Annotated in this window: 14 protein-coding genes and 1 other RNA gene; 1 reads left to right on the top strand and 14 read right to left on the bottom strand. The window is 43.3% G+C overall.

The window, feature by feature from the left end; all coding sequences use genetic code 11:
• Window positions 1-7: 7 nt before the first annotated feature.
• From msrB to ffs, 12 genes are all read right to left on the bottom strand, one after another.
• A complete protein-coding gene (gene msrB, locus ACZW67_RS06920) occupies window positions 8-1231 on the bottom strand; it encodes a peptide-methionine (R)-S-oxide reductase MsrB (RefSeq protein WP_465182673.1) in 1224 nt (407 codons plus the stop codon).
• A 291-nt stretch (window positions 1232-1522) separates the two neighbouring features.
• Window positions 1523-2842, bottom strand: a complete 1320-nt coding sequence (locus ACZW67_RS06925) for an iron-containing alcohol dehydrogenase (protein WP_465182674.1) — start codon at window positions 2840-2842, stop codon at window positions 1523-1525.
• A 225-nt stretch (window positions 2843-3067) separates the two neighbouring features.
• Window positions 3068-4738: an ABC transporter ATP-binding protein gene (locus ACZW67_RS06930; RefSeq protein ID WP_465182675.1), complete on the bottom strand. Its 1671-nt coding sequence runs from the start codon at window positions 4736-4738 to the stop codon at window positions 3068-3070.
• 1 nt (window position 4739) lies between these two features.
• A complete protein-coding gene (locus ACZW67_RS06935) occupies window positions 4740-5771 on the bottom strand; it encodes an ABC transporter permease (RefSeq protein WP_201551926.1) in 1032 nt (343 codons plus the stop codon).
• A 50-nt stretch (window positions 5772-5821) separates the two neighbouring features.
• The gene (gene yejB, locus ACZW67_RS06940; RefSeq protein WP_465182676.1) at window positions 5822-6892 is read right to left on the bottom strand and encodes a microcin C ABC transporter permease YejB; all 1071 of its coding nucleotides are present in this window, start codon (window positions 6890-6892) and stop codon (window positions 5822-5824) included.
• A 58-nt stretch (window positions 6893-6950) separates the two neighbouring features.
• Window positions 6951-7730 (bottom strand): hydroxyacylglutathione hydrolase, encoded by a 780-nt coding sequence (gene gloB / locus ACZW67_RS06945; protein ID WP_465182677.1) that lies wholly within the window; start codon window positions 7728-7730, stop codon window positions 6951-6953.
• A gap of 86 nt (window positions 7731-7816) precedes the next feature.
• Window positions 7817-9649 (bottom strand): extracellular solute-binding protein, encoded by a 1833-nt coding sequence (locus tag ACZW67_RS06950; RefSeq protein ID WP_465182678.1) that lies wholly within the window; start codon window positions 9647-9649, stop codon window positions 7817-7819.
• Between the two features lie 451 nt (window positions 9650-10100).
• The gene (gene serC, locus ACZW67_RS06955; protein ID WP_201589493.1) at window positions 10101-11225 is read right to left on the bottom strand and encodes a 3-phosphoserine/phosphohydroxythreonine transaminase; all 1125 of its coding nucleotides are present in this window, start codon (window positions 11223-11225) and stop codon (window positions 10101-10103) included.
• Window positions 11226-11391: 166 nt separating this feature from the next.
• Window positions 11392-12249 (bottom strand): hypothetical protein, encoded by an 858-nt coding sequence (locus tag ACZW67_RS06960; RefSeq protein WP_465182679.1) that lies wholly within the window; start codon window positions 12247-12249, stop codon window positions 11392-11394.
• A 156-nt stretch (window positions 12250-12405) separates the two neighbouring features.
• The gene (locus ACZW67_RS06965) at window positions 12406-15270 is read right to left on the bottom strand and encodes a M48 family metalloprotease (protein ID WP_465182680.1); all 2865 of its coding nucleotides are present in this window, start codon (window positions 15268-15270) and stop codon (window positions 12406-12408) included.
• 72 nt (window positions 15271-15342) lie between these two features.
• Window positions 15343-15939: a LemA family protein gene (locus ACZW67_RS06970; protein ID WP_110923829.1), complete on the bottom strand. Its 597-nt coding sequence runs from the start codon at window positions 15937-15939 to the stop codon at window positions 15343-15345.
• A gap of 294 nt (window positions 15940-16233) precedes the next feature.
• An RNA gene (ffs, locus tag ACZW67_RS06975) (signal recognition particle sRNA small type) lies at window positions 16234-16330 on the bottom strand.
• A 261-nt stretch (window positions 16331-16591) separates the two neighbouring features.
• Here ffs and ACZW67_RS06980 point away from each other — a divergent pair.
• Window positions 16592-17305 carry an SIMPL domain-containing protein gene (locus ACZW67_RS06980; protein ID WP_197101422.1) on the top strand — a complete coding sequence of 238 codons (714 nt, stop codon included), beginning with the start codon at window positions 16592-16594 and terminating at the stop codon, window positions 17303-17305.
• 132 nt (window positions 17306-17437) lie between these two features.
• On the opposite strand, the gene ACZW67_RS06985 is transcribed toward ACZW67_RS06980, so the two are convergent.
• Entirely contained in the window at window positions 17438-18160 is a 723-nt protein-coding gene (locus ACZW67_RS06985; RefSeq protein WP_465182681.1) for a DUF4124 domain-containing protein, read from the bottom strand.
• Between the two features lie 202 nt (window positions 18161-18362).
• Window positions 18363-19772, bottom strand: coding sequence for a type I glutamate--ammonia ligase (glnA, locus tag ACZW67_RS06990; RefSeq protein WP_465182682.1), 1410 nt, complete (start codon window positions 19770-19772; stop codon window positions 18363-18365).
• Between the last annotated feature and the right edge of the window lie 164 nt (window positions 19773-19936).

Here is a 19936-nt window from a genome sequence, read left to right on the forward strand (position 1 = left end):
TCAAAAGTTAAGAAGCAATTGGTTTTACGTCATCAATCCAATCACCATAACCTTCTTTTTCCATATCTGCTAATGGTACAAAACGCAGTGCTGCTGAGTTCATACAGTAGCGCTTGCCTGTTGGTGCAGGACCATCATCAAATACATGACCGACATGAGAGTCAGCATAGCGACTACGAATTTCCGTACGAACGGAGAAGATACCGCGATCTTCTTTTTCAACGACCATATCTGTACTTAATGGACGAGTAAAACTTGGCCAGCCTGTTCCAGACTTGTATTTATCACGAGAAGAGTACAGCGGCTCACCTGATATGACATCGACATATAAACCAGGCGCTTTATTATCCCAATATTCATTATCAAAAGCTCGCTCAGTGCTCTCTTCCTGAGTCACCTTATACTGAATATCACTGAGTGACTTCTTCAATTCACTCTTGGCAGGTTTTACGAAGGTCTTTGAATTAAAACCAGTAGTAGCCACTGCGGTAGTTGAAGGTGTGGTTGATGTATTTACTTTCACACTGCCGGCCGCTGGTTTAAACTGGCTAAAATCCAACTCATAGTTTTTACCATATACGCTTTCGATAAACTGGTAGCGACCAGAGTTGAAGGTATACGCTTTATAACGAAGTGGGTTCTTTTTATAGTAATCCTGATGATAATCTTCTGCTGGGTAGAAGGTGCTGGCAGGAACGATTTCTATCACCACTGGTTTGTCATAGACGCCAGAGTCTTGCAGCGCTTTTTTCGCCGCTTCTGCTGTTTGCTTTTCTTGTTGATTATTATAGAAAATAGCAGGTCGATACTGGGTTCCACGATCTACATACTGGCCGTCAGCATCGGTTGGATCGGCGATACGCCATAATGCTTGTACTATGCCATTATACGTTATTTTCGTCGGATCATAGTACACTTGCGCCGCTTCAGTATGGCCGGTGCCACCTACCGATACCTGTTTATAAGTTGGATTCTGAGTCTCACCGCCTGTATAACCTGATACCACTTCCACAACACCAGGTATCTTCTCATAACCCGCCTCTACACACCAAAAACAGCCGCCAGCGACTGTTGCCACAGCTAAATTGGGATCTGTAGGCGCATAAGGGTTATTACCAGTGGTTGGTGGCGTGGTCTTCGCAGTATTTTCAGTGGCAGCACAGCCGACAAAGAAAGTACTGCTCGCCGCAACAACCATAGCAGCGACCTTGGTGTTTAGTTTGAGGTTCATTAGAATATCCTAAAAATAATGTTATGGAGTGAGGCTACACAGTTATCATAACCCTTGTGTGTCACTGGAATACACCTAGTTTGTTATAAAAATTTAACGTAGATTAAAAACTCTGTACTTAAGCTGAACAATCATCGTCTAATATTTTTGGTTTAAGCTATTTTTTAGGTTTTTACTTTTCGAATAGCGGTTTTTTGAGTATTTATAAGTTAAACCCATACAGCATAATAACAAAAAAAGAGCACGCTACACTGGTGGTAGCATGCTCTTTTTATATCGCATTTATATATCCTAGGCTACTTTAGTACTTTCTGTTTTGTCATTCATACAGTGATCACTTGCCTGCTTGATCTTTATCAAGATATCTTTTATTTCAGATGCTGTGAGGTAAAGTGGTACTGCATAGGTATCACTGACTTCTTTTGCAGCGGCTTTAGCAATATTATCAAAATCACTGGTTTGTAAACCCTTAACAGTGGGATCAATATTTAAATCTGCAATCAGCTCACGTACTTGAGCGATTAGATGATCGGTTATTGCACTGTCAATACTGTCACTTCCAGCTGCTTGATCTGTGTTTACTATGCCTGTTTTTCTAGCCAATGCCGCCAGTCTTTTTTGGCTTGCTTGACGGTTCACATCCAAAACATAAGGCAACACAATAGCATTTGCACGACCATGAGGAATACGATAATACGCCCCTAATTGATGAGCAATCGCATGCACATAGCCGAGGCCAGCTTTATTAAAGGCAATACCACCATAGTGAGCGGCCACACCCATCGCTTCTCTTGCTTGTAGGTTGCCACCGTCCTTATAAACTATCGGTAAGTACTGCATAACAGACTTGACCGCAGAGGCCGCATAATAGTCGGTCTCTACGCTAGCGTTCACACTCATCCATGCCTCTAACGCATGTGTCAGTACATCGATACCCGTATCAGCGGTAATATGAGCTGGCATGCCTTTCATAATAACCGGATCAATCGCAGCTGCTAATGGTACCATTCTAGGATCAATAGAGAGCGCCTTTTGATGCGTCTTGTCATCAGACACTACCGCACCGAGTGTGGCTTCTGAGCCAGTACCCGCCGTCGTCGGCACACAGTACAGCGGAAGGGCTGGTTTTCTTGCTTTGAGAATACCAATGAGTTGCTTAGGTTGGCAGCGATTACCCTGAGACATCGCCATCATTTTGGCAGCATCAATGACCGAACCGCCACCGATGGCGATGATTGCATCGCACTTTGCTGCTATAGACTGGCTTAGACCTTCTTCGATGACTGTAAAAGTAGGATCTGGCGTAACACCATCGTAGACATGATAGCTGATATTTTTTTCTTCTAAATACTCAGTGATTTTCGCAGGTATACCAAGCTTATTTAGCACAGCATCAGTGACAATAAAGACATTCGTGCTGCCTTCATTGATGAGCATATCGCACAGCTCATGACAAGCAGACTCACCGACGAACAGCATTGGTCTTCTGATAGGAATGACATAAGAGACAGCTTTAAGCACTTTGGCGCGAGTCTTAGCAACGGCGACATACCCTGCATGTTGCAATCCAGTGCTACCTACTAATTTAGAAAAACTATTTTGCTTCTTCATGGGTAAACAGTCCTTTTAATAATACCAAAATAGTAATAACAACCATTTTAATCAGCGACTAAAAGTCACTATTAAAGTAATAGCATATCTATAACGTCAAAGCGTTCCTGAATATTTATGCTGAAAAAACGTTGCTCTATCCTTAGTTTATCACTGCTATCCATATGATATCGCTATTAATATGAACCGCTACAGTCAATTCCATTTATGTGTCTGATGTCACAACTAAGTGCTACTCGCCTGTAGTAAACGCTTGACATACGGATGTTGCGGATTATGAAAAATATCTTCAGTACTTCCTGACTCTACACACGCACCGTCTTTTAACACCATGATTTTTTGACATAGCGCCCGCACGACTTTTAGGTCATGGCTGATAAACACATAGCTGATTTGCAGCTTTTGTTGAATTTCACGTAGCAGGTTAACCACTGTAACCTGCGTGGTACTGTCCAGCGCAGAAGTCGGTTCATCCAATATTAATAGACTCGGCTGCATGATAAGCGCGCGTGCGAGTGCCACGCGTTGTCGCTGACCACCAGACAACTCATGCGGATAGCGCTGCGAAAACTCAGCTGGTAGATGTACAGTAGCCAGACTATCAATGACTGCCTGCTGACGAGTGGCCTTATCGACACCTTGGACGAGCAACCCTTCTTCAACGATTTGCATCACTGTCATACGAGGATTGATACTGGCAAATGGGTCTTGAAATACCATCTGAATCTGCGAGCGAAAGATACGTAGATCACGTTTCGATAATGCCGAAAGATCTTGCTCATTGACTATTATCTGTCCACTAACACGCGCTGTATTACCAAGTAACTGACTTAAAGCAAGCGCCGTCGTCGTTTTTCCAGAGCCGGATTCACCTACGATACCCAATGCCTGTCCTTTATGCAGCGTTATATCTAGACTTTTAACCGCATCAAACCAACGCTTTGTACCGCCAAATAGACTTTTTTCCATTGGGAACTGTACTTGTAGCGTATTTACTTGTAATACCGTTAACTGCTCACTTTTATTATCATCCGATATAGTCAATGCTTGACCAAAATCCTGCTGGATAAGCGTGCGGGTATACTCTGCTTTGGGCTGATTAAATACAGCCGCCGTTTGTCCTTGTTCAATCATCTTTCCTTGGCGCATGACAATGACATCATCACTGTAACGCCTGACCAAATTGAGATCATGACTGATAAGCACCATCGCCATATTATGCTGACGCTTGAGATCATCTAACAGCTCAAGAATCTCATGTTGTAAAGTCACATCGAGTGCCGTAGTCGGCTCATCAGCGATTAAAATATCGGGCTGCTGTGCCAATGCCATCGCAATCATGACGCGCTGACGCTGACCACCTGATAGCTCATGCGGATAGCGATTCAACTTATCAGCAGGATCGGTAATATTGACATCATCTAACAAGGCGATACTTTGTTCGCGCCATTGCTTTTTAGGAATACCACTTAGGCGCAGTGACTCAGCAATTTGTTTAGCAACCGTATGTAGAGGGTTAAGCGCCGTCATTGGCTCTTGAAATACCATACCAATACGCTGCCCACGTACAGCCCGTAATGCTGTGTTCCGCCCTTTCTCATTAGCTATCGGTAAGGTTGTCATACCTGCTGAATCTGCCAGCTGCACCTTGCCCGTAATGGTTAAGCTATTTGGTAATAATCCCAGCAGCGCGAGACTGGCTATTGACTTGCCAGAACCTGACTCACCAACAATAGCTAAGGTTTGCCCTTGTGTGAGCTCATAAGACAGTGCATCAACCAAAGCCACGCCCACATCGGTATGAATACTGAGCTTATCTACCGACAGTATGACTGTGTTTGTTTCCTGACCATCATTTTCATTTAATCGGTTGTTTTTAGCAGTCGTCATTGTCATATTAAGATCGCCTCGGATCAAATGCATCACGCAGCGCTTCGCCAACGAAGATGAGTAGCGATAAAATAAAGGTCAAACTGAAGAACCCAGATAAGGCCAGCCACGGTGCATCCAGGTTATTTTTGCCTTGTACCATCAGCTCACCAAGTGATGGTGAACCCGGCGGTAAACCGTACCCTAAGAAGTCTAGTGCCGTTAAGGCAATAATATTCGCCGTTAAAATAAAGGGCAATTGAGATAAACTTGAGGCCAAAGCATTCGGCAAAATATGTCTCAGCATAATCTGACTGTCCGACACACCAAGATTGCGAGCAGCTCGGACATAATCAAAGTTACGCGCGCGCAAAAACTCTGCCCGTACCAAACCCACCAGACCCATCCAGCCAAACAATAACATCAAGGCAAACAGCATGGTGATACTCGGACTGAATAAACTGACCAGAATAATAATCATAAACAGCTGAGGCATCCCGCCCCACACTTCCATAAAACGCTGCCCGATTAAATCAACCCAGCCACCGTAATAGCCTTGGATAGCACCGACAATGATACCTATCAATGCGCCTGCAAGTGTCAATGCCAAGCCAAATAGTAAAGACACTCGCAACCCATAAAGTATGCGTGCCAGTACGTCACGGCCTAAGTCATCCGTACCAAGCCAGTTTTGGGCGTTAGGTGCCGCTGGATAAGGAATGCCTAGCTCTACGTTGGGTGTCTGATCGGCAAATGGAATCGGCGGCATAATATAAAAGCCCTGCTCATCAATCAATGCTTGCACCGCAGGATCTTTGTAATTGGTTTCGGTTTCAAACACACCACCAAAAGTCGTTTCAGGATAAGCCTTTATAACAGGAAAGTAATAGTCACCTTGATACTGCACCAGTAGCGGTTTGTCATTGGCAATCACATTGGCTGCCATACAAATGGTAAATATCAGCGCAAAAACAAATAGCGAGATAACACCAAGACGATTTTGGCGAAAACGGTTTAGGCGTGCCTGCCAGATAGGGTTTAGCCGACGTTTTTTTGGCATAGAAACAGTAGAGTCAGATGAGGGCATTGAAGGTGATGGATGACTTGACATTAGCGCCCCTCAAAATCAATGCGGGGATCAATCAAGTGATAACTTAAATCGCTGATTAATTGTAATAACAATCCCACTAAGGTAAAGATAAACAGCGTACCAAAGATTACTGGATAATCACGCTGCTGAATGGCTTCAAAGCCGAGCAAGCCCAGACCATCTAATTTAAAGATAATCTCAATCAGAAAGTTACCGGCAAAGAAAATACCAACGATAGCGGCTGGAATACCAGCGATAATGATTAACATAGCATTACGGAAAACATGCCCGTATAAGACTTGCTGCTCTCCTAAACCTTTGGCACGAGCAGTAAGTACGTATTGCTTGCCTAATTCTTCTAAAAAGCTAAATTTGGTCAAATAGGTCAAGCCAGCAAACCCACCGACCGTACTTGCCAAGAGTGGCAACGCCAAATGCCAAAAATAATCTTTTACTTTTCCAAGAGCACTCAATTGGTCAAAGTTATCAGAGGTTAGCCCTTGTAGTGGAAAGATATTCCAGTAGCTGCCACCAGCAAAGAACACCAGTAGTATGACGGCGAATACAAAGACAGGTATCGCATGACCGATAGCGAGCAGCATAGCCGTTGCTTTATCAATCCCAGAACCATGATGCATGGCTTTATAAACCCCGAGTGGAATCGCGATCATATAAATCAGCAACGTACTCCATAGCCCAAGCGAGATTGATACTGGCAGCTTTTCTACAATGAGGTCGGTTACTGTCTGACCTTTAAAAAACGACTCACCAAAATCTAGCTGGGCATAGTTCTTTAGCATCATCCAAAAACGTTCGGGTGCCGATTTATCAAAACCGTATTGGGCATTAATCGCTGCCACCATCTCTTCAGATAGACCGCGCGTACCTTGATACGTGCTGTTATTGCTACCTGCACTGCCCGCACCAATATTACCAGCCTGCGCATTGTCTTTTGCGCCTTGTTCAATAAGCGCAAGCTGCTGCTCAACAGGACCGCCGGGGGCTGCTTGTACAATGACAAAGTTTGCGAGCAATATTAAAAATAGCGTCGGTAATATCAACAGTAATCTTTTTAAGATATAACGACCCATAACAGCAGCTTCCTAGCATAACAAACATGATGACAGAGAGAATGAGCGGTGAACGCAGTTAGAAGTTATTTTTCAGTTCGCGTAGAGCAGCAAATACGGTCAAAGACTTATCATCGTTAATGCTCATTTTAGCCTTTACAGCTGCTATCACACTTGGCTCTTGTGTACGTAAGAAGACATTGACCATACGCTCATGCTCTAGGGTCACAGGTAATGTCGGCATACCCTGTGCGGTTTGCGCTTCTGCTTGTTCCAATGCTTGCTGCATTGCCTCATTGGCAGGCTCAATCGATAGCCCAAAATGTAAGTTGCTGGCCGTATATTCATGTGCGGGATACAGTAGCGTCTCAGCTGCTAGACCATTCAAACGCTTAAAGCTATCATGCAATTGCTCAATCGTACCGGTAAATACACGTCCGCACCCTGCACTAAATAGTGTGTCACCACAGAAGCAATGCTTGCGTCCATCGATATCTAAAATATAGGCCACATGACTGGCCGTATGACCCGATACATCCCAAACTTGCGCGGAGCAGCCCCATGCACTTACCGTACTGCCATCTTTGATGGTTTGATCTTCATCAACATTATGCTCAGTATGCGCCACTAGGTGCGTCATCGGATAAGACTCTTGTAGCGCTGCGACGCCGCCGATGTGATCATGATGATGATGCGTGGTCCAAATAGACGTTAGCTCTAGATTGTTTTCTTCTAAATAAGCAATGACAGGTTCAGCCTGACCTGGATCAATGACAATCGCTTGCTTATTGTTTTCATTAATCAATGTCCAGATATAATTGTCATTGAACGCTTTAATCGGGTGAATACGAATACTCATGGTAAATCCTTACGAATAGTTATCTCTGTTGCTTAATTTTTATCAGATGTTTTGTGAAACGCTTTAACATTCAAAATTGTTGATTTTTACTGTTTCAAATAGGTATTAACACGATCTTCTGCTGCTTTGTCCGTCCACCAGTAGTCGATGCCGACAGCATTGGTAGGAAGTTTTTCAGTATGGCGGTATTGATTCCAGTAGGCGACGTTGGTGCCCGACTTTCCATATAGTGGCACTAAATAATGACCAGCACGTAATAAGCGGTCAAGCACTTGGGTATATAACACAATCTCTTCACGATTCTTAGCACGACCCAACTTGTCTATGACATCGTCGATTGCCACGTTTTTAATACCAGCTGTATTTCTATTACCTGCTTGGTCAGCTGCCGCACTACCCCAAAAGCTCGCCTGTTCAGCGCCAGGTGATAAACTCTGCGCAAATACATCCACCACCATATCATAATCAAAATTGCGCATACGCTCATAATATTGTGGACCATCCACTTGACGCAAGGTCGTATCAAACCCTAAACGTTTTAGATTACGAATATAGGGCAACAATACTCGTCCCATGGTTTCGCCTGTCATCAAAATCTCAATTTGAGCAAGCTGTCCATCAGGTTGATACAGCTTCATATCCTCATAATAGAAACCCGCATCTAGCAATAGTTGCCGTGCCTCTAATAGCCCTTGACGATTAAAACCGCTACCATCAGTAGTAGGCAACTGCCATTCTGCCAATACAGCCTGACGTTGTATGGGTTCAAGCTTGGATAACAAAGGGGTAAGAACTTGCATCTCAGCAGTCGAAGGCGTATCCGTTGCGGCAAGCTCAGAGCCATGAAAGAAGCTCTGTAAGCGCTCATATTGCCCATGAAATAGGGTTTTATTCATCCATTCAAAGTCATAAGCCGCCGTCAATGCCTGACGAACACGAATATCTTGAAAGATTGGCCGACGCATATTCATCACCAGACCTTGCATAGGTACTGGATTTTGACTGCTTATCGTCTCTTTGTTAATTAGCTTCGCTTTTACTGCGGGGAAATTATAACCCGTTGCCCAATTGGACGCTTTGTTCTCAGGGCGGAATCGATATTGACCAGATTTAAACCCTTCAAAAGCAATCTCATCACTCTGATAATACACAAACTTAATCCTATCAAAGTTATAGCGACCGCGATTGACCATCAAATCACGTCCCCAATAGTTGGCATCGCGTATATAACTGACCGCCCGCCCTGCATCCACACGTCCGAGCTTATAAGGACCACTGCCCATCAATGGCGTTAGACTAATCGTCTCAAAATCAGCATCGATAGAGGTCTTGGCAAAGATAGGAAACTGCCCCACCGTTAACAAAATTTCTTTATTCTCATCAGACGCAAAGACAAACTTCACTCGTTGCTTATCCAAAACTTCAATGTCTTTAATATCACCCAAATAGCTGCGAATATACATCGGTCCTTTGTTCAGTATCGCGTCAAAAGTGGCTTTGACATCATCGCTAGTAACTGGCGACCCATCCCAAAAACGTGCAGCAGGATTGATATGATAAACAATCCAACTGGTGTCATCAGGGTCATACGTCACCTTGCTTGCCAGCTGCGGATACATCGTAAAGGCTTCATTTAATGAGCCAGTCATCAAGGTATCATACAGATAGTCGGTACCAGCCATTGCCACACCAGTGGTCATCCATTTATTAGCAGCATTAAAAGTGCCACGCGCATCGAGCGAGAGCGTGCCGCCTGTCGGTGCATTTGGATTGGCATAAGGCATGAATGGTGCGTCAATATAGTGAGTAGGACTGTTATGACCAAGCGCAGTCGTGGTGATTGGCGCTGCGATACTGACAGGTGCCCAGCTCACTGCGGCAATTAGCATTATGGCTTTTAGCATGGTGTTTTTTATCATAATAAAGTTATAACAAGCCCTTTTGCCAAACTGATGAATATATTTAGAGTTTATCTAGGGTGTGTCCTCATTTCAAAAATGGAGATAAAAATGAGATAAATTGCCGTCAAACGAGAAAAATAGTGTAGATAATATCGAGATATTGACCAGCTATTTGACGATGTTTGGCAAAATCTAGCCATTTTTAGCCCAGTTAGATAACTATCGTTTGAATTGAGGACATGCCCTAGTGACTGCATGCTAATTGAAAACTCGCTAAGCATGATAAGTTGCACAAAATTTATCATAACAAACTTCAGTTTTTTAACCTAATGGTTTGCCATGCAAAATGTGTGGTATTACAAACCATTCATCTAGCCACCCATCTATCCACCAAGCAAACATGCTGATTTTAGACAAAAAAAGACGCAGCTCATAAAGTTGCGTCTTTTTTTCTAAAACTGGTGCTGATTTAAGCGTGCTTTTTTTCAAAGGCAATCATAAAATCAACCAGTTGCTGTACCCAGTCTAGTGATACGGCATTGTAGATGCTGGCACGCATACCGCCCACATCACGGTGACCTTTTAAGTTCATCAAGCCTGCGGCGGCTGACTCTTCTAAAAACACCTTATCAAGACTGCTGTCTGCCAAGGTAAACGGTACATTCATGATAGAACGATGTTTGATAGCTACTGGATTGTTATAAAAATCGCTGTCATCAATCGTTTTATAGAGTAAGTCTGCTTTTTGCTGATTAATCTTGCCAATAGCAGCCACCCCGCCTTGCTCTTCTAACCAATCAAAGACCAGTCCTGCCAAGTACCAAGAATACGTCGCTGGCGTGTTTGACATAGACTCTTTTTCGGCCTGATGCTCGTAGTTCATTAGCAGCGGACACCACTCACTAGCCTGCCCCAATAAATCCTCACGAATAATCACAATAATCAGTCCTGCCGGACCAATGTTCTTTTGTGCACCCGCATAAATCATCCCAAATTTAGAGACGTCAATTGGCTGTGACAAAATGCAAGAAGACATATCAACGATAATCGGCGTATCAACGGTTGGCGGCTCAAATATTTGCAAGCCATGAATGGTTTCATTAGCACAATAATGGAAATATGCCGCATTTTCACTTAACTGCCACTCACTTTGATCAGGCACATCGGTAAAGTTGCTTCCTTTACCTGTTGCGACCACGTTAGTCTCGCCCAGACCTAATTTGGCATAGCGATCTGCTTCTTTAATTGCCTTGCCTGACCAAGCACCTGTCGTTAGATAATCTGCGCGCCCACCATTCAATAGGTTTAATGGTATCGCTGAAAACTGTAAGCTGGCACCACCTTGTAAAAATAGCACTTTATAATTATCTGGAATGTCCATCAACGAACGCAATTTCGCTTCAGCTTTTTCCGTAATAGCAATGTACTCTTTACTACGGTGACTTACTTCCATGACCGACATACCGCTTCCCTGCCAATCAAGCAACTCGTCTTGAGCGCGTGATAATACAGCAGTTGGTATCGTAGCAGGCCCCGCTGAAAAGTTAGGCACACGGTTAGGAGCGACGGTATTGATAGTTGATGTGGTGGTCATAGTCATTATCCTAAATATGATGAAATCATCGTTGTTTGTTGGAGCGTAAAAGATGCCTATCAAAATCACTGTAAAAGTGACTTTCGTGGTTTTTATTTGCTAATGTCTGTTTTTTATGCCGATAGTTTATACAAGTAACTTATGACCACACCGATGGTCAACTGGCTTAACCCGATAATTTATCCCAAAGCTGACGCTTTAAGCTGCTATCAGCGAGCATTTCATCTAACGTGGGCACAGCCGTAAGCGTCGGATGCTCAAGCCCTTCAGGCAATTCAGTCAACGCTATCACTTGTATGTCTTCACTGCGACCAATTTTAAAGACATATCCAGCAAAACTGGCATTGGCAAGCTCTGCGGTATCCATACCTTCGCAAATAGGAAAAGAGGTGGTCTCACAAGTGATGGATAACGCTTGGGTAATATTTTGCCATAGCTTTTGACTATCGTTATTGAGTGCTTGGATATCAACCAAAACCACCCAATCACCATAGCGACCGCCTTGCAAATCAAATGGGGATACTTTTTTGAAGCTATCATCATTATTTATATGCGCAATAGGACTCTGCCTGATAGCGGCAGTGGTTTGCTGAGCTATGTCGTTTACGAGAGATTTAACAGGTACATCACCTACAGCTTTGACGCTAGTATCAAAGCTATAGGTGACAGGGCTTTGTTCGTTAGGTGATTCTAACCCTACATCACTAGCATCATGATAATAGTTACGCGTGGCGTCATCATCGATAGCCGCTGATACAGAGTCAGCAAATGCTATATTCGACATCTCAATGCTCGCGGCAGCATGACTTTGCTGCTCTATACTTGGTTGTTCAATGTTAGTAACAGACGACACAGCCTGAGTAGGCGTATCAATTGGATCAGGAATAGTAGGCGCAGAGATATCTGCCATATTGATAGTGGCTGAGCTTGGCTGTATCCACTGATTGATACCCATCATCGCTAAAATTTGACGCTGCTGCATACGATGTTGCAATACAATTAGCGGGTCTGCAATGTCACTCATACGTCTTTACTATCCTACTCATCTAAGATGGGTTTACAGAATATCTGTATTAAAAAATGTCAAATAACAACTTAAATCATGCAACTTCTAGTCAGCCCAATGCGTATTAAACAATGCCTAAACACTTCGCTCAGTAACATCACTCAGTCATAGCACTCAAAAGAGCTTTCGAACGCCTAGCCAGTGCTCTGCTAACAGCATTAAGCAATCATACTCATCTTGGCTGACTATCGTATCGTGTAACATCACTGTATGCAATGTACTCAGCCATTGCTGGTAATTATTATAGGTGTAACTCTCACCAGTCGTATCATTATAATCTATTTGATTGAGGCTCTGTTGCCTCTCTTGATAATTATCACGGCGTTTGGCATCTATTACAGACAACTCAACGGTAGAGGCTATGAACACAGGCACAGTCTCTATCAAGGCCAATAGCTGAATACTATTGAGGTTTTGAGCCGTCAACAGCAACCACTGTAGATTGGCATCGCTAATGGCGGCTAAATCAATATCAATCAAGCGTGCATGGCGGCGTAAATCCACGATATAGTGGGCCACACTAGCATCGTTATAGTCAAGCATTGAACTATCTAGCGCTGATGTCATATGGCCTTTGACATCTTTTGATAAACGATATGCTAGTAAAATCAGCAGCGTTCTCTTAACATCGTTCAGTCGAGTAAACACTTGACCTGAAGGATCAAGCTGGGCATATATACCCTTTGTGCCAGCTCTCAATGTGTGCTGCCATGACTCATATTTTCGTATCTGTGACTGCTCATCACTTAGCACCGTAGATAGTACTGGCAGCAGCTGTTGCAGATGCAGTGCTTGCCATAATGACAAAATAGAAGGCGTCCAAGACGCATCACTTTTGGCGTCAGCTGATTCTGACTGAATAATGTCAGCAAGCAAATCTTTATCCGTCATCTTATCCGCTAAGTCTATACTCAAATCAGCAGTTAACTGACCATTAAAGAGTTCAGTGATACCTTGTTGATAGCGCATAAGCATCATACGACATTTTTTCTGCTGACTATAATGTTGATAGCTTTCATTGCTATGGCTGCTCTCATGCTTCAGATGTAGCTCTGCAATCACGCTTTCGGATAAGTTATGCTGACTCAGATTTTTTATGGCAGTTGTGATAAGTGCACTGTCCAATCGTCGATCGATACTCGCCACGGTTTCTATCAATTTATGGTCGATGGCATGAGGTAGAATTTGCGCTTGGCGATGATCATCGGTTTTATTGGTAGTAACTTCGTACCAAATGTCAGCCAAATCATAAGTGCTTGTCGTTATTAGGGTTTGACCCTGATGGCATAACATCACCGCTTCAACCAAGGCCTGCGCACCTAACGGGTGGTGACTGTGATTTAGCACATACTGTGGTAGCGAGACTTTTTCAATATCATTAATACTAATCAGCGCTGCCGATGGTAAATCGCTATCAGGTTTGGCCTGCCAAGGCTTTAACCGTTCATGAACATCCATATCTTGCGACGATACCTGCAATCGCCCATCAATGACGACATCTTGCGCTACAACGAAATCTAGCCCTTTTTCTTCTTCTTTCTCTACTTCATTATTCAATGCTTGAGTAGAAAGTAGTTCTGCGTAGAGTAATTGTTTGTCAGTATTTTCTTTTTTATCTATACTTAGGCTATTTGTTTTTACTTTCTCCACGTCCCCGAGTCGACGCTGATCATATATTTCTTTTATTTTTTGCTGATTGATGCGTTTTTCTTTAGCAACTTGGACGGCAAACTTATGGTAAGCGTTGGCATTAACAGCACCCATACGCTCGGACAAACTGGGATGAGTCGCAAACCAAGAGACATCCCCTAGGTCTGTGCCACTACTGGCAAAGAAAAAATGACTGAGTCCATTGATATCAGTGATACCTGTCAAGCGTGAACCAAGTGAATCTTGGTGAATGGCTTTTAGTGTCTCCATAATCGCAGGAGAGCGCGTCAACCGCACACTGGTCGCGTCGGCAAGCAGTTCACGCTCACGGTTGAAGCTATGTTTGATGAGTTGAGCACTGGCCATGCTCGAAAAGCTCAACCCATGTAACAACAATGTCCAAACGCTACGAGGCGCTTGGCGATCTACTACCAGTTTTTTTTGTAGCCATTTCGACTGAATTTTTGCGGTTGACTGTTGATTTTGCGACTGGCTCTGCCAGTACGCCACCCACTCACTATGAGTGGTAAAGCTTGCGGTTTTCGCTTCGGTACTACGAGCATGATTATCGATGGACTTTTGTGATAGATCGAGGTTTTGATTGACGGCATTATCAAAATAATTGCCATTACCGATAGGATCGCTCCAGTCATATAGTATCTGCAAGCCTGCTAATACTACCATCAGCTGCAGATTGAAGGTGGCATCGCCATGGAGGATGTGACCATACTCATGTCCGATGAGCCCGTACAAAGCCTCATCAGACAACTTATCCAGTGCACCTTGCGTCACGACCAACACCATATCCTGACTGTGCCGACCCGCCACGAAACCATTGATACCCTGCTCATCAGGCAGCACATACAGAATAGGCATACTCAAGCCTGATGCAATGGCCAGCTGCTGCGCAATTTCATAATAGCGACGGTAGACTGGTGGAAAATCACGCTCATCACGCACCGCAATATGATGTGCACTATAGCGAACCTTTTGTATAGGCTCATGCTGATGAGCAATCCCCTGACTGTGCTCCCAAGCGTCTTGGCTATGATCAATAAACAATCTAACAGCACCTACGCGCTGAGCAATGGCACGACCGCCCGCCTTTAGACGACGATACTCTAAAAAACTACCACCAGCGAAGCTACCTAATGTCCAGATAATGACCAGTACTAATGCCCAATAATAAATGCCATCCGTAAATAATGTGAGCAACAGTGCCATGACACCGAGCGCCACTGCCATATGCGCAAATACAATGAGAAAAAATAGCCCATAGAGCAATAGACTGCGCTGAGTACGTGTGCGCTGTTCACCAAAAAAATCCATCTACTTGTCTTACCTAAACTTTATGTTGTCTAAATTTTATACTATCTAAACATAGCCGAACGCATGTGAATATCAGCCCATATTGACAACAGGGGCTTGAGCAATCGCCTTTCTGTCTTCAAACACCAACTGACTTAATGGGCGAAAGCCAAAAGTAGTGCTCACCAGATTATTGGGGAATACTTCGCGATCATTATTATAAAACATCACACTATCATTATAGTGTTGACGCGCAAAACCAATCCGATTCTCCGTATTGGTCAGCTCATCCATCAACTCTTTAATCATACTGTCTGCTTTTAGCTCAGGATATGCTTCCACGACAGCTGAGAACTGTCCTAATGCTTTGGACAACATGCTCTCTGCTTTGGCAAATAAGGCCATATGTTCCAGTGAGTCTGGCTGATGTTTACTCGAGTCCTGCAAGCTTTGGGCATGATTACGCGCGCTGATGACGCGAGTAAGCGTTTCTTCTTCATGCGTCAAGTAACGTTTGGCCGTCTCAACGAGATTTGGAATCAAATCATGACGGCGCTTTAATTGCACATCGATCTGAGCAAAACCATTTTTTGCTTGGTTACGGGCGCGTACCAATTTATTAAATATGGATACCCCAAATACAACCACCAATACCACAAAGGCAATAAACAGCCAGACAAACATCTTCATAATCAAATCCTAAAACGTTTCGTATTGATATTAAGGCCTGTTGCATACTCCACCATGGCACTGACAGCGACTATTGGTGAATATTCAACACACTCTAATGTTACTAAAAAGTTGATACATTGTATTTTAACTCATATTAATCAATGAAGCTTTGAAATTGAATAAGAAATAGAAATATAAATGGATAAAATTCACGCAAAAAAAAGCCCTTTACAATGAAGGGCTTAACACATAATACGAATATTTCTGACTGATTATAAAACCAATTATCAAATTTTAGGCAAAAAAAAGCGACTCCAAAAGCACATCCTCGGCACACATCGTGACTATTACCGTTGCTACCTTCCGGTCCTGGCGGGATTCATAGAACAATGTTGCGAGGCTACCAATGGAGCCACCAGTTGCAAATTATACAAGAATTTTTTAATTTTACAACCCCTATCGTAAAACTGTTTTTGTAAGGCAAAAAAATCAGTAACTTAGGTGACAAAATTATCACAGCATCGCGTCTGAATTTTGCTATGTTAGCCTATAAAGCTGAGCATGATGGATAGCAACTAACAAATAAAATGCACTGCTTTTAATAGAGAGAGACAGCGTTTAATGTTGGCTTCTCTCTTTATCATTGATATAACTTACTGAGGAGATAGTAATGAAAACCACGCTACTAAACAAAGCAGCCCTAACGACTGGCTCTGCACTTCTATTAACCGCTATGATGGGCAGCGCGCATGCAGAACCAACTGGCTACGACCAGCTTACTTTTCAAACAGAAGTAAAAGAAGAAGTGCAAAATGATGAAGTACGAGCCAGCTTATACAAAAAAGCACAGGCAACTGACTCAAAAGCATTGGCCACTACGCTCAACACCTCTATCAACAATGCCATGAAAATCGCCAAACGCTATCCTAGCGTCACTGTCAGCACAGGACAGCAGCGCACTTACCCTAGTTATGATAAAAATAACAAAATCATAGGCTGGACAGGACAAGCCAATATAGATTTGAAGAGTACTGACTTTGCCGCGACCAGTCAGCTCATTGCCGACCTACAAGAAACGCTTGTCATGGAAAATCTCAGCTTTGGTGTGTCAGACACCAAAAAAGATGCGCTAGAACAGAAGCTAATGACAGATGCCTCTCGCGCGTTTCAACAACAAGCTAAAAACCTAACTAGCGCATGGAGTGCTCGCGGCTATCGTGTGGTGAACGTCAACCTAAATACAGGTAGTAACTACCCGCGTCCAATGTATAGCGCCATGAGCATGAAATCAGACTCACTTGAGTCAGTACCAAGCCAAAGCTTTGAGTCTGGCAACAGTACGATCTCAGTGACCGCAAATGGTACGATTGAGCTGACTAAATAAATCAACTTATACCAGCAGTTGGTTCGTTCATAAATCGAACTATTCATACTAAAAAGGCAAGTACCATTAAGGTGCTTGCCTTTTTTCTTAAGCTGTTATCTATGCTGTCGTTATTCATCAATAAGACAAGCTCTAATCACTTTTACGTAACTTTAATAATAGTTTTTGGTACAACGATAGGTTCTGATACGCCAACAGCTGCTCTGCCTTTCTTTTATTATCTTGCAAGGTTGTATTGTTTTGGATGACATAAACAGTTCGTGCTACTTGTTGCAGGGTTTTACCTTTCTCATTGGTCACAACTGCCGTGATACTGTGCGATCCCGGTAAAATATCTACCGTTGGGATGGAAGCATTAAGACCTTGCGCCACCTCATTACCATCCAAGTAAATACTCACGTTATCGCCTGCTTGTAAAGATGGCTTTACTTGTACATTTACAGCGATATTTTGGGCAGGACGACGATAAGCACGCTCTTCGCTTGGTTCAGTGATCGTAAGCTGATAATTGACCACGGTTTTGACGGTTGAACTGTCAGCATCAGGTGTAATCGTCGTCTCTGTGCTGGCAGCTTGCGCAGTACTGCTAGACTGACCACTCGTATTGCTATTGTTACTTGAGTTAAGCGTATCACTTCTAGTCATCACGCTAGTCTGAGTGACTTGCTTGTCTGCTTGCTGTTCATAGTTCTGTGGACGGTCAGTAAAGGTGACTTGACCCGTCTTTTCATCAACGACTTTGTAAATAGCTGAGGCATTTGCTAAAGGGGCGTAGAGACTGGCAGCACTCACAATCATAGCCGTCAACAGCCCTACGTTGCCTTTTGAAAAAATCAGTTTTGATAATGAGATCATAATCAGTTAACCCAGTTATAGTGTTCACTATTAATATAATATTATGACAACCATTATGCGATATTTTTGGTGTTAAATCAGTAATGATTTCAAGGAAAGTTAGTTATGGCATCTGACCAATTATTTCGCGCATAAAAAAACCAGCTAAGAATAACTTAGCTGGTTTTTTTGACTCAAAATAACTGAGTGCTTTAGCGACTAATTAGCAGCTGTAGTACATGTCAAATTCAACTGGGTGTACAGTTACGTTCAGACGTTGTACTTCTTCTTCTTTCAAAGCGATAAACGCTTCTAGCATGTCTTCAGTGAACACATCGCCTTTTAACAAGAAGTCATGATCGTCACGCAATGCTTGTAGTGCTACATCTAAGCTCTCTGCAACCGTTGGGATTTGTGCTTCTTCTTCTGGTGGCAAGTCATACAAGTTTTTGTCAGCAGCTTCACCTGGATGCATTTTGTTTTGGATACCGTCAAGGCCGGCCATCAATAATGCAGCAAATGCTAAGTAAGGGTTCGCTGTTGGATCAGGGAAACGTGCTTCAACACGTACCGCTTTAGGGCTGCTCACGTGTGGAATACGGATAGACGCTGAACGGTTAGATGCTGAATAAGCAAGTTTAATAGGCGCTTCATAATGTGGTACTAGGCGCTTATAGCTGTTGGTCGATGGGTTGGTGATCGCGTTCAAAGCACGAGCATGCTTGATGATACCACCAACGAAGAACAAAGCTGTTTCAGACAAACCAGCGTATTCATCACCAGCGAAGGTGTTTACGCCATCTTTAGCGATAGAGATATGCACGTGCATACCTGAACCGTTGTCACCAACGATTGGCTTAGGCATAAAGGTTGCTGTTTTGCCAAACTGATGCGCAACGTTATGAACAACATATTTCAACTGTTGAACTTCATCTGCCTTACGTACCATCGTGTTGAATGCTACGCCAATTTCAGACTGGCAAGACGCTACTTCGTGATGATGTACTTCAACGCTACCTGCACCAACGATGTCTTCGATACGCTCACACATAATTGAACGCATGTCTTGTGAGCTATCGATAGGTGGTACTGGGAAATAGCCGCCTTTGACACGTGGACGATGCGCCATGTTGCCCCACTCATACGTCTCGCCTGTTGACCATGCTGCTTCTTCAGCAGTGATTTTATGGCTAACACCAGACATATCAATTGACCACTTCACATCATCAAAGATAAAGAATTCAGGCTCAGGACCAAAATAAGCAGTATCACCAATGCCAGTAGACTTTAAGTACTCTTCAGCGCGGCGTGCGATAGAACGTGGGTCACGATCATAGCCTTGTAGCGTTGATGGCTCGATAATATCGCAAGTAACGACAACGGTAACTGAATCAAAGAACGGGTCAACAAAAGCAGTTTCTGGATCTGGGCGCAAGATCATATCTGAGGCTTCAATACCTTTCCAACCAGCAATAGATGAACCATCAAACATCTTGCCGTCTTCCATTACTTCTTCGTCAATGGTATGTGAAGGAAAGCTGATATGTTGTTCTTTACCACGGGTATCGGTAAAACGAAAGTCAACCCATTTAGCATTTGTTGATTTGATAAGGTCTAGTAATTTGTTCGACATAAATAATCTCCGTTGTGTTGATCACGTTATTGCGATTTAAAGTGACTGATGCAATTTACTGGTTCAAGAATATCAGCTGTGTTCTTAATACTAAATAGCGCCTTCAATATTATGCTTATTATCAGCACTGTCAATGTCTTTAGTCAAGACATCCTTTTAATGCT

The organism is Psychrobacter sp. TPE 89C, from assembly GCF_055522395.1.

Bases quoted from the DNA above. Each gene is read 5' to 3' on its own strand.
- gloB (WP_465182677.1), bottom strand. From the start codon at position 7,730: ATGAGTATTCGTATTCACCCGATTAAAGCGTTCAATGACAATTATATC.
- yejB (WP_465182676.1), bottom strand. From the start codon at position 6,892: ATGGGTCGTTATATCTTAAAAAGATTACTGTTGATATTACCGACGCTA.
- ACZW67_RS06925 (WP_465182674.1), bottom strand. From the start codon at position 2,842: ATGAAGAAGCAAAATAGTTTTTCTAAATTAGTAGGTAGCACTGGATTG.
- msrB (WP_465182673.1), bottom strand. From the start codon at position 1,231: ATGAACCTCAAACTAAACACCAAGGTCGCTGCTATGGTTGTTGCGGCG.
- ACZW67_RS06930 (WP_465182675.1), bottom strand. From the start codon at position 4,738: ATGACAATGACGACTGCTAAAAACAACCGATTAAATGAAAATGATGGT.
- glnA (WP_465182682.1), bottom strand. From the start codon at position 19,772: ATGTCGAACAAATTACTAGACCTTATCAAATCAACAAATGCTAAATGG.
- serC (WP_201589493.1), bottom strand. From the start codon at position 11,225: ATGACCACCACATCAACTATCAATACCGTCGCTCCTAACCGTGTGCCT.
- ACZW67_RS06985 (WP_465182681.1), bottom strand. From the start codon at position 18,160: ATGATCTCATTATCAAAACTGATTTTTTCAAAAGGCAACGTAGGGCTG.
- ACZW67_RS06935 (WP_201551926.1), bottom strand. From the start codon at position 5,771: ATGCCAAAAAAACGTCGGCTAAACCCTATCTGGCAGGCACGCCTAAAC.
- ACZW67_RS06965 (WP_465182680.1), bottom strand. From the start codon at position 15,270: ATGGATTTTTTTGGTGAACAGCGCACACGTACTCAGCGCAGTCTATTG.
- ACZW67_RS06960 (WP_465182679.1), bottom strand. From the start codon at position 12,249: ATGAGTGACATTGCAGACCCGCTAATTGTATTGCAACATCGTATGCAG.
- ACZW67_RS06980 (WP_197101422.1), top strand. From the start codon at position 16,592: ATGAAAACCACGCTACTAAACAAAGCAGCCCTAACGACTGGCTCTGCA.
- ACZW67_RS06970 (WP_110923829.1), bottom strand. From the start codon at position 15,939: ATGAAGATGTTTGTCTGGCTGTTTATTGCCTTTGTGGTATTGGTGGTT.
- ACZW67_RS06950 (WP_465182678.1), bottom strand. From the start codon at position 9,649: ATGATAAAAAACACCATGCTAAAAGCCATAATGCTAATTGCCGCAGTG.